This is a genomic window from Pseudomonas fluorescens, assembly GCF_900636825.1.
In the GTDB taxonomy this organism is placed as follows: domain Bacteria; phylum Pseudomonadota; class Gammaproteobacteria; order Pseudomonadales; family Pseudomonadaceae; genus Aquipseudomonas; species Aquipseudomonas fluorescens_BG.
The window spans coordinates 4,845,067-4,859,742 of record NZ_LR134318.1 but is presented as its reverse complement, the minus strand read 5'-3'; the positions used below and the strand labels follow the sequence as shown (position 1 = coordinate 4,859,742).

General features: G+C 56.9%; 17 protein-coding genes and 1 pseudogene. 11 read left to right on the top strand and 7 right to left on the bottom strand.

Going from position 1 to position 14,676, the window contains the following annotated elements:
- Position 1 precedes the first annotated feature (1 nt).
- The 5 genes from cyoB to EL257_RS22010 all read left to right on the top strand — a co-directional run bounded on the left by cyoB (position 2) and on the right by EL257_RS22010 (position 4,622).
- Positions 2-2,032, top strand: coding sequence for a cytochrome o ubiquinol oxidase subunit I (cyoB, locus tag EL257_RS22030; protein ID WP_126366180.1), 2,031 nt, complete (start codon positions 2-4; stop codon positions 2,030-2,032).
- A gap of 3 nt (positions 2,033-2,035) precedes the next feature.
- Complete coding sequence (gene cyoC / locus EL257_RS22025) at positions 2,036-2,659, top strand: cytochrome o ubiquinol oxidase subunit III (RefSeq protein ID WP_007916943.1); 624 nt, start codon at positions 2,036-2,038, stop codon at positions 2,657-2,659.
- Entirely contained in the window at positions 2,659-2,994 is a 336-nt protein-coding gene (gene cyoD / locus EL257_RS22020; protein WP_011335842.1) for a cytochrome o ubiquinol oxidase subunit IV, read from the top strand. The genes cyoC and cyoD overlap by 1 nt, the downstream gene beginning before the upstream one ends.
- Positions 2,995-3,004: 10 nt before the next feature.
- Positions 3,005-3,892, top strand: coding sequence for a heme o synthase (cyoE, locus tag EL257_RS22015; protein WP_126366179.1), 888 nt, complete (start codon positions 3,005-3,007; stop codon positions 3,890-3,892).
- Positions 3,893-4,130: 238 nt separating this feature from the next.
- Entirely contained in the window at positions 4,131-4,622 is a 492-nt protein-coding gene (locus EL257_RS22010) for a RidA family protein (protein ID WP_126366176.1), read from the top strand.
- 272 nt (positions 4,623-4,894) lie between these two features.
- Here EL257_RS22010 and EL257_RS22005 read toward each other — a convergent pair whose 3' ends face one another.
- Together EL257_RS22005 and EL257_RS22000 are read right to left on the bottom strand one after the other, a co-directional pair.
- Positions 4,895-5,596: a hypothetical protein gene (locus EL257_RS22005; protein WP_126366174.1), complete on the bottom strand. Its 702-nt coding sequence runs from the start codon at positions 5,594-5,596 to the stop codon at positions 4,895-4,897.
- A gap of 133 nt (positions 5,597-5,729) precedes the next feature.
- Positions 5,730-6,656: a LysR family transcriptional regulator gene (locus EL257_RS22000; protein WP_126366172.1), complete on the bottom strand. Its 927-nt coding sequence runs from the start codon at positions 6,654-6,656 to the stop codon at positions 5,730-5,732.
- 102 nt (positions 6,657-6,758) lie between these two features.
- Between EL257_RS22000 and EL257_RS21995 the strand changes: the two genes are divergently transcribed.
- The gene (locus tag EL257_RS21995; RefSeq protein ID WP_126366170.1) at positions 6,759-7,946 is read left to right on the top strand and encodes an aspartate aminotransferase family protein; all 1,188 of its coding nucleotides are present in this window, start codon (positions 6,759-6,761) and stop codon (positions 7,944-7,946) included.
- Here the strand turns inward: EL257_RS21995 and EL257_RS21990 are convergent.
- The 4 genes from EL257_RS21990 to EL257_RS21975 all read right to left on the bottom strand — a co-directional run bounded on the left by EL257_RS21990 (position 7,940) and on the right by EL257_RS21975 (position 11,407).
- Positions 7,940-8,194 (bottom strand): Txe/YoeB family addiction module toxin, encoded by a 255-nt coding sequence (locus tag EL257_RS21990; RefSeq protein ID WP_126366168.1) that lies wholly within the window; start codon positions 8,192-8,194, stop codon positions 7,940-7,942. The genes EL257_RS21995 and EL257_RS21990 overlap by 7 nt on opposite strands.
- Positions 8,191-8,445: a type II toxin-antitoxin system prevent-host-death family antitoxin gene (locus EL257_RS21985; protein WP_126366166.1), complete on the bottom strand. Its 255-nt coding sequence runs from the start codon at positions 8,443-8,445 to the stop codon at positions 8,191-8,193. Before EL257_RS21985 ends, EL257_RS21990 begins: the two co-directional genes overlap by 4 nt.
- A 232-nt stretch (positions 8,446-8,677) precedes the next feature.
- A complete protein-coding gene (locus tag EL257_RS21980) occupies positions 8,678-10,606 on the bottom strand; it encodes an alkaline phosphatase D family protein (protein ID WP_126366164.1) in 1,929 nt (642 codons plus the stop codon).
- Between the two features lie 57 nt (positions 10,607-10,663).
- The gene (locus EL257_RS21975; protein WP_126366162.1) at positions 10,664-11,407 is read right to left on the bottom strand and encodes a hypothetical protein; all 744 of its coding nucleotides are present in this window, start codon (positions 11,405-11,407) and stop codon (positions 10,664-10,666) included.
- Between the two features lie 203 nt (positions 11,408-11,610).
- Between EL257_RS21975 and EL257_RS21970 the strand changes: the two genes are divergently transcribed.
- Positions 11,611-11,979, top strand: coding sequence for a PH domain-containing protein (locus EL257_RS21970; protein ID WP_126366156.1), 369 nt, complete (start codon positions 11,611-11,613; stop codon positions 11,977-11,979).
- An 18-nt stretch (positions 11,980-11,997) separates the two neighbouring features.
- Here EL257_RS21970 and EL257_RS21965 read toward each other — a convergent pair whose 3' ends face one another.
- A complete protein-coding gene (locus EL257_RS21965; RefSeq protein ID WP_126366154.1) occupies positions 11,998-12,327 on the bottom strand; it encodes a hypothetical protein in 330 nt (109 codons plus the stop codon).
- A 207-nt stretch (positions 12,328-12,534) separates the two neighbouring features.
- Between EL257_RS21965 and EL257_RS21960 the strand changes: the two genes are divergently transcribed.
- The 4 genes and pseudogenes from EL257_RS21960 to EL257_RS28145 all read left to right on the top strand — a co-directional run bounded on the left by EL257_RS21960 (position 12,535) and on the right by EL257_RS28145 (position 14,644).
- The gene (locus tag EL257_RS21960; RefSeq protein WP_126366152.1) at positions 12,535-12,795 is read left to right on the top strand and encodes a DUF6429 family protein; all 261 of its coding nucleotides are present in this window, start codon (positions 12,535-12,537) and stop codon (positions 12,793-12,795) included.
- 170 nt (positions 12,796-12,965) lie between these two features.
- A complete protein-coding gene (locus EL257_RS21955; protein ID WP_126366150.1) occupies positions 12,966-13,511 on the top strand; it encodes a PAAR domain-containing protein in 546 nt (181 codons plus the stop codon).
- A gap of 10 nt (positions 13,512-13,521) precedes the next feature.
- Positions 13,522-14,303, top strand: a pseudogene (locus tag EL257_RS21950) (hypothetical protein).
- Positions 14,288-14,644, top strand: coding sequence for a DUF7079 family protein (locus EL257_RS28145; RefSeq protein WP_126366148.1), 357 nt, complete (start codon positions 14,288-14,290; stop codon positions 14,642-14,644). The pseudogene EL257_RS21950 and the gene EL257_RS28145 overlap by 16 nt, the downstream one beginning before the upstream one ends.
- Positions 14,645-14,676 lie beyond the last annotated feature (32 nt).

Genomic DNA, 14,676 nt, shown 5'->3' with positions numbered 1-14,676 from the left:
GATGTTTGGTAAATTAAGTTGGGAAGCAGTCCCATTCCACGAGCCGATCGTGATGGTGACCATCGCCATGATCGCCCTCGGTGGTCTGGCGCTGTTCGCTGCGATCACTTACTTCAAGAAGTGGACGTACCTGTGGACCGAGTGGCTGACTTCGGTCGACCACAAGAAAATCGGCGTGATGTACATCATCGTCGCCATGGTCATGCTGCTGCGCGGTTTTGCCGACGCGATCATGATGCGTACCCAGTTGGCCATGGCCACCGAAGGTTCGCCTGGCTACCTGCCACCTGAACACTATGACCAGATCTTCACCGCTCACGGTGTGATCATGATCATCTTCATGGCGATGCCATTCTTCACCGGCCTGATGAACCTTGCAGTGCCGCTGCAGATCGGCGCGCGTGACGTTGCGTTCCCGTTCCTGAACTCCCTGAGCTTCTGGCTGCTGGTTTCCGGCGTCGTGCTGATCAACCTGTCGCTGGGCGTCGGCGAATTCGCCAAGACCGGTTGGGTTGCGTATCCACCGCTGTCGGGTCTGCAATACAGTCCTGGCGTAGGTATGGACTACTACATCTGGGCGCTACAGCTATCCGGATTGGGTACGACGTTAACCGGGGTCAACTTCCTCGCGACCGTACTGAAAATGCGTACCCCTGGCATGAAACTGATGGACATGCCGATCTTCACCTGGACCTGCACTTGGGCAAACGTTCTGATCGTGGCTTCGTTCCCGATCCTGACCGCGACCCTGGCACTGCTGACCCTTGACCGTTACATGGATTTCCACATTTTCACCAATGAACTTGGTGGCAATCCAATGATGTACGTCAACCTGTTCTGGGCCTGGGGCCACCCTGAGGTTTACATCCTGATCCTGCCGGCATTCGGCATCTTCTCGGAAGTGATCTCGGCGTTCACCGGCAAGAAACTGTTCGGCCACCACTCGATGATCTACGCCTCGGGCGCGATCTCGGTACTGGGCTTCATGGTTTGGCTGCACCACTTCTTCACCATGGGTTCGGGTGCAAGCGTCAACGCCTTCTTCGGTCTGGCGACGATGCTGATTTCCATCCCGACGGGTGTGAAGCTGTTCAACTGGCTGTTCACCATTTACCAGGGTCGTCTGCGCTTCACCAGCCAGGTTCTGTGGACCCTGGGCTTCATGGTGACCTTCGCCATCGGCGGCATGACCGGCGTACTGCTGGCCATCCCGGGTGCTGACTTCGTGCTGCACAACAGCCTGTTCGTGATCGCGCACTTCCACAACGTGATCATCGGCGGCGCGGTATTCGGTTACATCGCTGGTTTCGCGTTCTACTTCCCGAAAGCGTTCGGCTTCAAGCTGCACGAAGGCTGGGGTAAAGCAGCGTTCTGGTTCTGGATCTCGGGCTTCTTCGTCGCGTTCATGCCGCTCTATGCACTGGGCTTCATGGGCATGACCCGTCGTCTGAACGCCACCACCAACCCTGAGTGGGTACCGTACCTGTACGTTGCCATGTTCGGTGCGGTGATGATTGCTGCCGGTATCGCCTGCCAACTGATTCAGCTGTACGTCAGTGTGCGTGACCGCAACAAGCCAGAGAACGTTTGCGATCACGGTGACCCGTGGAATGCACACACCCTGGAATGGTCGACCTCGTCGCCACCTCCGTTCTACAACTTCGCTGTGCTGCCTAAGGCTGACTGCATCGACCCGTTCACCGAAGCCAAGGAAAACGGTACTGCGTACCAGCGTCCGGCCAAGTACGAGCCGATCCACATGCCGAACAACACCGCCACTGGCGTAGTGATGGGCGCGCTGTTGACCGTCTTCGGTTTCGCGATGATCTGGCACATCTGGTGGCTGGCGATCGCGAGCCTGGTGGGCACCGTCGTTTACTTCGTGATCCACGCTGCACGTGACGACCAGGGCTATATGGTTCCGGTTGAAACGATCGAGCGTATCGAAGCCGAGCAGCACAAGCGTCTGGTCGCGGCAGGGAAAATCCCGGCCAATGCCACCCGTGTTGAAACCTCGTTGGAACAGGCTTAAACCATGTCGAACTTAGTGACCAATGTTGGACACGCCCATGGTGACCATGGGCACGATGACCATCACCACGACTCGGGCGAGATGACCGTATACGGTTTCTGGCTCTACCTGATGACCGACTGCATTCTGTTTGCGTCGATCTTCGCGGTGTACGCAGTACTGGTAAACAACGTTGCCGGTGGCCCGTCGGGCCACGACATCTTCGAACTGCCATACGTGCTGGGCGAAACCGCTCTGCTGTTGTTCAGTTCGATCACCTACGGCTTCGCCATGCTGGCGTTGTACAAAGGCAAGAAGCAGGCGGTTCTGGGCTGGTTGTTCATGACCTTCCTGCTGGGTGCCGGCTTCATCGCCATGGAGATCAACGAGTTCCACCTGCTGATCTCCGAGGGCTTCGGTCCTAGCCGTTCGGGCTTCCTGTCGGCGTTCTTCACTCTGGTCGGTACTCACGGTCTGCACGTTTCGGCCGGTCTGATCTGGATGGGCATCATGATGTACCAGGTCAACAAGCACGGCCTGACGGCGACCAACAAGACCCGTCTGAGCTGCCTGAGCCTGTTCTGGCACTTCCTGGACGTGGTGTGGATCTGCGTATTCACCGTTGTTTACCTGATGGGGACCCTGTAATGGCTAATGCACACTCCCATGACAGCCATGATGCTGGCCACGGCAGCGTAAAGTCGTACGCCATCGGCTTCATCCTGTCGGTAATCCTGACCGTCATCCCGTTCGGCCTGGTGATGTACCCGACCCTGCCGAAGTCGACGACGCTGGCTATCGTTCTGCTGTTCGCGGTGATCCAGGTGATCGTTCACCTGTATTACTTCCTGCACCTGGACCGTTCCATTGCTCAGCGTAACAACGTGATCGCATTCGTCTTTACGGCGATCGTGATCGTGCTGCTGGTTGGCCTGTCGCTGTGGATCATGTTCAGCATCCACACGTACATGATGGCGAAGTGAGGTAGACCCGATGTCGCTCAAGCACTTTATCCAAATCACCAAACCGGGGATCATTTTCGGTAACGTGCTTTCTGTGGCAGGCGGGTTCTTCCTGGCCTCGAAAGGGCATGTCGATCTGGCGGTGTTTCTGGCCGCCATGATCGGTACATCCCTGGTCGTGGCCTCCGGTTGCGTGTTCAACAACTGCATCGACCGCGACATCGACCTGAAGATGGAACGCACAAAGAACCGCGTGCTGGTTCAGGGCTTGATCTCCCTGAAACTGGCACTGGTTTACGCGACCATTCTGGGTGTTCTCGGCGTTGCCTTGTTGTACAAGGTGGCCAACCCGTTGGCCGCCCTGTTCGCGGTAATCGGCTTCATCATCTACGTCGGCTTTTACAGCCTGTACCTCAAGCGCAAGTCGGTTCACGGCACGCTGGTGGGCAGTCTGTCGGGCGCCATGCCACCAGTGATCGGTTACGTTGCCGTGACCAACAGCTTCGACATGGCCGCGCTGACCCTGCTGGTGATGTTCAGCCTGTGGCAGATGCCGCATTCCTACGCTATCGCAATCTTCCGCTTCAACGATTACCTGGCCGCATCGATTCCGGTGCTGCCAGTGAAGCGCGGGATTGAAGTGGCGAAGAAGCACATCCTGCTCTACATCCTGGCGTTCCTCGTAGCGACCTTGATGCTGACCTTCAGCGGCTACGCCGGCATGAGCTACCTCGCCGTCGCCGCCGCCATGGGCATGTACTGGTTGTACATGGCGTGGACTGGCTACAAGGCAGTTGATGACACAGTCTGGGCACGCAAGCTTTTCGTGTTCTCGATCTTCACCATCACTGCGTTGAGCGTCATGATGTCCCTGGACTTCAAGGTGCCGACAGAGTTGTTGCTGACGTACGCGCCGTAAGGTTCGCAGGCTCTAAGAAAAACCCCGCCATCGTGAGATGAGCGGGGTTTTTTTGTTGGGTGAAATATGCTGGCTGAAGGTAGGGAGGCAGGTATGAGCAGTCTCACTCCCCCAGTTTGCGGTTGCGGCCACTGGGTAAAAGACCTAGATTTGGATCCAAACCTGACAGCGGGCGACCCACGCCATCCACCGGTGCTCGACTGTCTCCACCCGTGCATAGATCAAAAGGCTGGGCGCAATGACCGAACGGATGTCCTGCGATGAGCGCTTTATCGCTTTGGCCGAAGAACTGAACTACGACATCTACGGCGAGAACACCGTCGGTGGCAATTATGCGCCGCTGGTCCGTCATCACGATGAGTTGTACATCAGCGGCATGGTGCCGAGGGTCAATGGCAAGATCCAGTATCCCGGTCGTGTAGGACTGGAGTTGAGCCTCAAGGACGCGCAAGCCGCCGCCAGCATCAGCGCCATGCGTTGCCTGGCGCTGATCGTCGATGCGGTGGGGTCGCTGGACAAGATTCGCGCCTTGCTGCGAGTCACGGTGTACGTGAAGTCGACGGCTGATTTCGTTGATTTGAGCGAAGTGGCCAATGGCGCGTCTGATGTGTTCAGCCATGTGCTGGGCGATGCCGGACGGCATACGCGCACGACCATTGGCGTGTATCAGTTGCCAAAGAATGCGGCGATTGAAGTGGACATGATTGCGGCGTTGCATTCTTCGGCTTGAGATCGGCGGCGGCTGTTGCCCTCACCCTAACCCTCCCGAAACGTCGGACCGCCCGTAGGGAGAGGGGACTGATCGAGTTGGTTGGGCGTGATGCGTCGAAACGGAATAACGCGTCGAACATCAATCTTGAACGGCACGCAGATCGGCTCCCTCTCCTGGGGGAGAGGGCTGGGGTGAGGGGCTACAATCCAAGTAACACCGCCAAATCTCCAGCCGAAAAAAAGCCCCGCCTGATCACTCAGCACGGGGCTTCTTCACAAGCACTCTGCGGCTTACTGCGCCGCGATGCTATACCCATCAAACGCCGTCTGCTGCTGCAACGCAGTGATGATGTTCTTGCGGTTCACAGCCTGTTCCGTGCCGGAGTTATCGACAAAGGTCTCGCTTTCCAGCTCGGCTTCATCGCCTTCACCGACGAAAGTGAAACCGAGAAACTCCAGTGCCTCACGATCAACACTCAGACGCGAACGCGGGGTGCGCAGTGGCAGCGTTACGCTGGCGCCGTCCTTGCTGATGGTGAAGATTTCCACTTCTTTCTTTTTTGTCGCCTTGCTCTTGCCGCCGCTCGGATTGCTGATCGCCTGATGCGTCTGGTTCAGCACTTTCAGCGCCAGACCATAGACGATTTCCTGAAACGCCGGATCGTCCTTGAAGCTGGACAGAATGCGCCCGATCGAGAACTTGCTGCTCAGGTCTTCCAACGCGGCGATGTCCGCTGCCTCGGCATCCTTCAGGCGCTTGAGTTCGCCCATCAGCTCGTACGCCTTGTCGTCATCAAAGCTGTCATGCGCCTGGCGAATCGCCGCACGCAACTCGCGGATCTGGTCGCTTTCGCGGGTCGACTGGAACGCGTCCAGGACCATCTCGCTGATGATTTTGGCTTGTGGCAGATGCTGTGAAAGATTGATGGAGTTTTCGTATTCCGCTTTGGACGACTGGGTGACTACGGATTCAGCGGTGTTGAAATCGGACATTGAAATTTCACTACTTTTTAACTTGAGTTGAGGCGAGAAAGCACGAGGTCTTTTTCAGGCCGACTAATTTAGGGTAGCGGGGCGGCGTTGTCACGGAGCAACGGTCTGGTGGTCGGGATTTTTCCAGTGCGCACTATTTCCCGCTCATGGCATCCGCAGGTTTGCCCCACATGCGCATTGCAAACTCGACAAACCGTCGCAGCTTCGGCAATCGATAGCGATCTTGCGCATACAGCAAATGCATCGGCCGGCTCGGTGGTTGGTAATCCGTCATCACCTTGACCAGTTTGCCGTCGCGCAGATCCTGCTCCACCAGCGCGTCGGGCAGCATCATGATGCCCATGCCGTTGCGTGCCGCCTGATGCAGACCTGCCGAGCTGTTGATCAACAGCGGCCCGCTGACATCGACGAGAATCTCCCCGTCAGGGCCGCTGAGCCGCCAGCGTTTTTCCACCGATTGCCAGTCATCGCCGGCCGGGTAGGCGAAGGACAGGCAATCGTGTTGCTGCAATTGCTGCGGCGTGTTCGGCATGCCGCGGCGCGCGATGTATTCCGGGGCGGCGCAGACCGTCAGGGCGTAGTCGATCAAGGGCCGGGCGATCAGGTTGGACTGATCGAAACTGCCCAGGCGGAACGCAACGTCGAGACCGTTTTCCAGCAGATCCGGGCGCCCGTTGGTCAGCACCACGTCGAGTTTCACTTGCGGATACAGCAAGGAATATTCGCTGAGTGCCGGGGTCAGTCGTTCGACACCGAAGGTCAATGGCGCGGCAATACGCAACACGCCACGCGGCTCGTCGAGCGCCTGCTCGGCCAGACGTTCGGAATCGGCCACTAAGCCAAGGACTTCCAGGCAACGCTGATAGTAAACGCTGCCGAACTCGGTCAAACGCTGACGGCGAGTGGTGCGCTGCAACAGTTGCACGCCGAGTCGTTGCTCCAATGCCCGCAGGTGATTACCGACCATCGTCGTCGACATTTCGCACTGCGCGGCGGCCGCCGTCATGCTGCCGGATTCGACCACTTTGACGTAGACGCTCATTGACTGGAACAAATCCATTATCAAGCTCGGCTTTTAAATGATTTAAGTTTTACTGAGTTTATCCAGTTCAGGTGGCTAACCATACTGCAAAAACACCGACCTGCAATGGAGTTTCTAGTCATGACCCCCGCCCTGATGAATACCTACCAACCACTGGCCTTGAGCTTCATCAAAGGCTTGGGCACACGCCTGTGGGATCAGGCGGGGCGCGAATACCTGGATGCGGTCGCCGGAGTGGCGGTGACCAACGTCGGCCACTCGCATCCGCGCATCGTTTCGGCGATCAGCGAGCAGGCGGGCCTGCTGCTGCACACTTCCAATCTGTACAGCATCGACTGGCAGCAACAACTGGCCAAGCGGCTGACCGAGTTGTCGGGAATGCAGCGCGCGTTCTTCAACAACTCTGGCGCTGAAGCGAACGAAACGGCGCTCAAACTGGCGCGTTTGTACGGCTGGCGCAAAGGGATCGAGCAACCGCTGGTGGTGGTCATGGCGAACGCGTTTCATGGCCGCACGCTCGGTACGCTATCCGCCAGCGATGGCCCGACGGTGCGGCTGGGTTTCAACGAACTGCCGGGAGATTTCGTAAAAGTGCCGTTCGGCGATCTCGCGGCGCTGGAGCAAGTGCAGCGCAAACACGGCACGCGCATCGTGGCGATTCTGGTCGAGCCGATTCAGGGAGAAAGCGGCGTGCAGGTCGCGCCAGCCGGTTACCTGAAAGCCCTGCGCGAATTGTGCAATCGTCACGCGTGGCTGCTGATGCTCGATGAAATCCAGACTGGCATTGGCCGCACCGGACAGTGGTTCGCCTTTCAACATGAGGGCATCGTTCCCGACGTCATGACCCTCGCCAAAGGCTTGGGCAATGGCGTACCGATCGGCGCTTGCCTGGCACGGGGGCGGGCGGCAGACCTGTTCACACCGGGCAGCCATGGCAGCACGTTTGGCGGCAACCCGCTGGCCTGCCGGGTCGGTTGCACAGTGCTGGACATCATCGAAGAACAGGGTTTGCTGGAGAATGCGCGGGTGCAAGGCGCACGCCTGTTGGAGCGCTTGCGTGTGGGGTTGGCCGACAATCCAAACGTGCTGGCGATTCGCGGGCAGGGCTTGATGATCGGCGTCGAGCTGAAACAACCTGTGCGGGATCTGACGCTGATTGCCGCCCGGGATCATGGATTGCTGATCAATGTGACCCGTGGAAAGACCATTCGGTTGTTACCGCCGCTGACCATTGATGAGCGGGAGGTGGGGATGATTGTCAAAGGGGTTTGGCGCGTGCTGATCAGCGAATCAACGCCAGTTCAATAGTGATATCGGCAACTGACGACGCATATTTCGCCGTCCTCAACGCTATACACCAAACGATGCTCAGCAGTAATCCGGCGTGACCAGAGGCCGCTCATATTGTGCTTGAGCGCTTCTGGTTTACCAACGCCTTCAAACGGTTCGCGCTTGATCGATTTGATCAGCAGATTGATACGCTTGAGTCCAGGTTTGTCGTGTTGCTGAAACCACAAATAGTCTTCCCAGCCAGTGGGCGTGAACTCGATTTTCATTCTTCAATCAATTGCCTGACTTGGGCTTTGCCGGCACGCAGTTCACCGATGGATTTCATCAGGCGTTCGGCGTTGGCTGGCGAGCGCAGCAAGTAGGCTGTTTCTTCGAGAGCGTTGTATTCGGCCAAAGACATCATCACCACGGGATCGCCTTTCTGACGGGTGATCAGTAATGGCGCACGATCGTCATTGACGCGGTCCATCGTTTCGGCGAGATGCGCACGGGCGGTGGTGTAGTTGATGGTTTGCATGTTGTAGTCCTCGCTGGATGCAGAGAACGTACAGAAATGAGTACAGGATGACAAGGCGATACCTACCAGCGGTTGTTTCGCAGAAGGGCTGACTGCGACCGCAATCAGTATCGCTCAATCACTGTCGAGACGTTTCTGAGAAGGTTGTAATCCCCCTCCTGTGTACCGTGTCACGCGAAGCACTTTTCTCGTCGTCCCCGTGACGTGCTCGGTGTAGGAAACGGCTACGGCTTTAATCCGGCACATCTCCCAACTCAGGCGCCAGCATTCTCGTCTTCTTCGCGCCGTTCGAGTTGTGCTGAATGATCTCGCTCGGCTGCCCCTGTTCATTGAAAAACACCTGACCAATCCCCGCGGAATTCCATAGCCGTTCGCCGGCCTCGGCGTGTTCCGGGGTGTAAGGCACGATGCGCATCAACCGGCGTTTGGTGAACCAGTTCAACGGTGAGCGCGGTGAGTAGAGCCAGCGGTTGAGGCGGTCGAACCATTCCAGCAGGGTCGGAGGGAATTCGTTCTTGATGCCGCTGCTGGTGATCTGCCAGATTCGCGGGCCCGCCTTGCGATGTCGGATCAGGATTTCGTAGACGAAGGAATAATGCACATCGCCAGACAACACCACGTAGTTTCCGGGTGTACGCGAGTGGCGGAAAATATTCAGGATGACTTGCGCCGCGCCGCGATGGGCCATCCAGTTTTCCGCATCGACCAGCAATGGATAACCGCACCAGCTGAAAACCTTTTGCACGGTTTCGATCAGCTTCACACCGAAGATCGGCGCTGGCGAGACGATGATTGCCGAAGGGTGATCAAGCAATTCCTGTTGCAGTTCGCTCAGCGCTTCCCAGTCGAGTAATCCCGAGGGTTGCTTGAGGGTCATTTCGCTGCGCCAGCGTCGTGTGCGGGTGTCGATGACCACCAGCGCCGGGCTGGTCGGCAGGACAAAATGCCAATGCTGAAAGCGCAACAGATCATCGATCAGATCGTCCTGCACCGGACTGTCGAGGTATTGATCGTCGCCGCTGGCGCTCAGCCCCAGGGTTTTCGCCAATACGTCTCTGAACACATCGGGATTGTTGCCCCAGCCCTGGCACAACATATAAGCAATCAGCGCGTTGCCGATAATGCGTTTGGAGAACGGATGGCCGTAGGCGGTTTCCTCCCACTGCGCGGACAGATTCCAGTCATCGGTGATGTCGTGATCATCGAAAATCATCAGGCTCGGCAGATGCGCCAATGCTCGCGCGACATTTCCCAAGCCGGCCTTGAACGCATCAATCCGTGTCTGCTCGAGGGCATAGCGCTTGTGGCGTTCCGCCGTCAGCGTCGGTGCGCTCGGATTGACCAGCGTCCACGGCGTCGGCGACCACACCAGCATGTACATCGCCATGACCTCGGCGAACGTCACCAAGTGATTGTCAGCGCTGCTGCTGGTGAAAATCGGCTTACGTGCGCCGCCGAAAAATCGCTCGCGCAAAGTCTCGTTGCCCTCAAGCGCCGGTAACAGATCCGCACGATGGTAATAACTGGCCGGGTGTTCATAAAGCTTGGCGCTGTCGCTGACGACGGCCCCTTCGAGGTGTTCATCGAACAGGCCCAAGCGTTCGATCAAGGCATGAATCGTGCGCAGCATCGGCCCGGCAACATCATCGGCGTAGACCTGATCACCGCTCATCATCAGCAGCGCCGGGCGCTGTTGCGGATCGGTTTCAGTGGCCAGCAATTGATCGACGCAGAGCAAACCATCGGTTGCCGGGTGATGCGGCTTGCGGCAGGAGCCATGGAGCAGTTGGTCGATACGCGAGCGTATGACGAAGTTCGGGCAAGGGGCCTCGCCGTAAAGCAGATGCGGCGCCCAGTCGAGAATCCCGTTCTCGCCTTGATCAAGCAACAAGTCGTAATTGATCAGCGTGTCGCAGGGCAGCGGGGTGGGCAGCGCGACATCGATCAGATGGACGAATGCATGCCTGCCCACCGGAATAATCGTACAGCTGCGGTCGTCCAGCGGTATGTCCGCGCCTTGCAGGCGCAATGTCAGCGAAAGCGTCCGGCTAGCGACCAGCCACATGACCAACCGGGCAGGTTCGACTCGTCGCAGCACGGGGCCGGCCAGTACGGATGGCAGGGTAGCCGGGGCATCAGGTGATATCGCAGAAGCGGGCATCCGGTTTCAGGACTCTTGGTGCGGGCTGGCGATCATAGCGCAGCCCGCGACCGTCGTTCAGCGCGATGTTGGCGTCAGGGCCAGATCGACCAGCTTCCATTCGGTATCGCCAGCGCCAGGCACGGCTTGCACCGAGCAGCTGTAGCGGTAGGCGACCGTCGCGGCCAGCATGTTGTCCGCCGAAATGACTGCGGTGACGTTATAGATCTGGTCGTGCTGACGCGTAGCCTTGAACGGCGGGCCAATCACGCGCTCGGTCGAGGGGAAGCGCAGCGCTTCTTGCAGCGGCGGTATGCACATGACCACTGCCATGTAGGATCTGTCCGCATCCGCCCCGGTACCCGCGGCTTGGCGTTTCGCATCGATGACCGCGCGATCGGTATCGTTGAAATCTTTTACGATCAGATTTTCCGATAACGTTTTTTGGGAGCGCGCCCGGTAGTCTGGAAGCAGCGCCGATTCCGGAGGCTCGGTTTTTCGCGCGGCGTCAGCCGGCGCGGCAGCAACGACCTCAGCCGCAGTGACTGGCGCCGGAGTCGCAACCGGAGCGGGCGGCAAAATCGGTTTGGCGGCAACGGCGGCCGGTTCTTCCGGTGCGGAAATTTGCGTGTCGGTGACAGGGCTGATTTGTTGGGATGTTTGCGCGTCAGCCTCGATGGGCCTGGCGGGTGTCTTGTCGGGGAACAGCGAAAACGTGATGGCAAGCAACACCATCGCCACGATGAAGCCGCCTGCGACGCCGACGAGGTTGCCGAAAAACAGATTCCAGCTGCCGCGACTCTTGACCACCCAGCGCCACATCAAACCCCAAGCCGCGAAGAAAACCAGTAACCGCAAAAAGTCCATTCGATCCTTTCCTTAACCCTGCAAAATCTGCCAACGCTTACGATGGACGGCAAGATAGCAAAAAAGCGCACAAGGCCGGATGGATTTCCGGTTGACATTTCAATGCTGAAAGTACGGAAGTAACCCGCAGGATTTTTCTTCAACCAGAGGATGGACAGATGATCGACTTCAACAACAAAGGCTTCTTCAAACTCAAGCAGAACAACGAGTACGCCGAACGTGTCACCGCGCTGCTCCTTGAAGGCGAGGAGGTGATCGATTCCTACAAAGCGATGCGCGATGGCGTGGTGTTCACCAACAAACGCATCATCGCGGTCAACGTCCAGGGCATCACCGGCAGCAAGAAGGACTTCACTTCACTGCCATACAAAAACATCGTCGCCTATTCCGTGGAAACCTCGGGCACGTTCGATCTCGATTCGGAGCTGGAGATTTACTTTTCGTCCTTGGGGAAAGTGAAGTTCGAATTCACTGGAAAGACGTCGATGGTGGAGATTTCCAGGTACATCTCCAAACATCTGCTGTAAGAGACCATCGCGCGGCATTCACAGAATGTCGCGCAGATAACCCTTGATCGCGCTGAGCGGCTGACCCAGTTGCTCCATCGATTGCGCCTGCCGCAAATCTGCCGACAGATTATGCAACTCCCGCCCCAACGGCTTCTCGACCCCACCCAGCGCATCCAGCGCCAGGCTCAGGCATTCGTTCATCTTGAACTGAATGGACTCGACATCGCCGCGCTTCACCAACAGCTCGAACACGTCTTTCTGGTAATCGCCCATGACCATGTCATCGCGCAGAATCGGGCTAAGGCCCTCTTCTTCGTAGGCGAGTTTCAGGGAGAAGAGGGCGATGGTTTCCAGTGTGGTTTGCATGGGGATGTCTGTCAGTGAAGTGGAGGGCTTGAACCAATGCGCGATATGCCAGTGGAGCTCCGGCGTGCGTGCGGGATTATACGGGCGGGGATCGCATTCGGGGCAACGAGCAATCGGGCATCTAAACCCACAAGCTCGCGCAGCATTGACATCCACTTTAATACGACGCTTTGATTACAAAGACTAAACATCAGCGGAGTGACCATCATGGAATACGACATGAAAGTGATCGACGACGCGGTCCTTGCTCTCCTGGCAGCCTATAGCTCCGACGACGGCAATGCGTGGAAGGGATATGACTTCGAAATCATGAAGCGTTTGCACGAGCAGCGTTTGATCAGTAATCCGGTGAACAGCAACAAGTCGATATGGCTGACGAAGGAAGGGTTGGAGCGAGGGCGGGAGATTGCTGAGCAGATGTTTGGCGTTAGAGGGCAGGCTGGAAACGCATCCGAGTCTGAAATCTGATTTTCTGCCGAGGTGCAAAACGCCAGCGAAATACCAACCTCGTTAATCGGAGCATCAAATCGGCGGGTTCGATGATCAAGCATTATTTTGAATGATTGGGTGCGGCCGTTCAGGCTGAATTTCGTGATAGGTTTACCTTTCGAAAAGGATTTTTTTGACAGGGGTCATCCATGGCTAACCCAGCCGCTCGTAAGAGCGATCCCTCCAGTTGTCCTGTTCCTGGGCACGGAACGAACCCCATCGCGACTGGTTCACCTGACGTGTATTTCGATGGTTTGCCCGCAGCTCGCCAAGGTGATTCATGTACCTGCGGCAGTGCGCTCTCTTCGGGGCTTTCCTCAACAGTTTTCATAAATGGCAAAAATGCTGCCACGATCAACACGGGCGGTACGCACGGCAGCATCGTAATAGGTGGGTCGAGCACAATCATCATTGGCGATACGCACACCCCCTGCGACTTTGTTCCACCGGAACCTTTAATCGGACAAGCCAGATGGATTGGCTTCAGAATTCCTGCTGAGGAAAGCTATGAGGGACTGTCTTGTGTCGCCCACTTTGATGATGGTTCATCACTACCGGGCGTCTTCAACAAGGACAACTTGGTTAAATTCGCAAATCCATCCGGCAAGACCTGCTTGATGCTCAAATTCGAGGAAGAACAGCCCGCAGAAAGCTCGTCTATCACTGAAAGCCTTTTGAGCAAAATATTGGGATAAGGACCATCCTATGACCGAGCCGTACATTGTGACAGGCAGCTACGTTGTCCAGCGCGAGCACGCTCTGCAAGACTCGCCACTCGATAGGGCGTTAGAGCTGATGGAGGGCACTGCGCTGAGATTTTCACTGGATGCGATCTCTGATGAAAAAATCAGGGCAAGCTATCTCAGAAATATCAAACGCATGTCTCTACAAACGATAGAGGATGTTAAGGCGGGAAGGATTACAGCCCAAGAAGGGGTGGCGTTCAGTCATGAGATGCGAAACAAAATCTTAATGGAACATCGCAAATTGACGTCTGCGCAGGGCTTGGCGGTTGTTCAAAGAAAGAAGCAGGATGGCAGGACGCTGAAGTGGTTGCTGGATCGTTACTCAAATGATCTCTTCAAAAAAGTTACGAGACCCTTTCAGCGGCAGAGCAGCAAAAGGTTCATTACACCATTCTGGAAGCTGCCGGTCGGGATGATGCCAAATTCACCAAGGACACCAAAAAAATGGTGATCATGGGCAAGCTTGGCGTTCTCGTGACCGCCGCCTTGGCGACGTATCAAATCCTGGAAGCTGATAACAAACCTAAAGAGGCGGCTCGGCAAGGGATCATCGTGGGTGGCGGCGCCGCAGGCGGCCTCCTCGCTGGCGCAGGAGTCATCGCATTGTGTGGGCCCGGCGCTCCTATATGCGCAATCGCGGTGGTCTTGGTCGGATCTGTTGCCGGCGGAGTTGCTGGAGGACTGGTCGCGGACTCGCTGGATGAAGAACTGGAGGAGTTTTCCCATTGGGACATCTTCTGACTGAACCACAACTGACAAACGTCAGAGCCGCACTTTCTGAGCCTTTCAACCATTTTCCCACTGATTACGACTACGTCGCTCGTCAACTCAAAGGTGTAGATCCCACGGTCCTCCACGAGATTTTTTATTCAGAAGTAGCGCCAGTGTGCTTCACGAACATTGCGGCAGTCCTGCCCACTGTGTGGACTGGATTCGACCCGAATTGGCTCAGGGTTGAAATAGAGGAAAGGCTCGCGGCGCGACGGCGCAATTGGTTTCGTAGGCTGTACGACAGATTGTTGGTACGTTGGTTGGAATACAACTATGACTACATGTGGAAGGAAATAGCCTCTAGGCTATGAGGATGGCGAGTGGGGGGAAACAGCATCCTAGG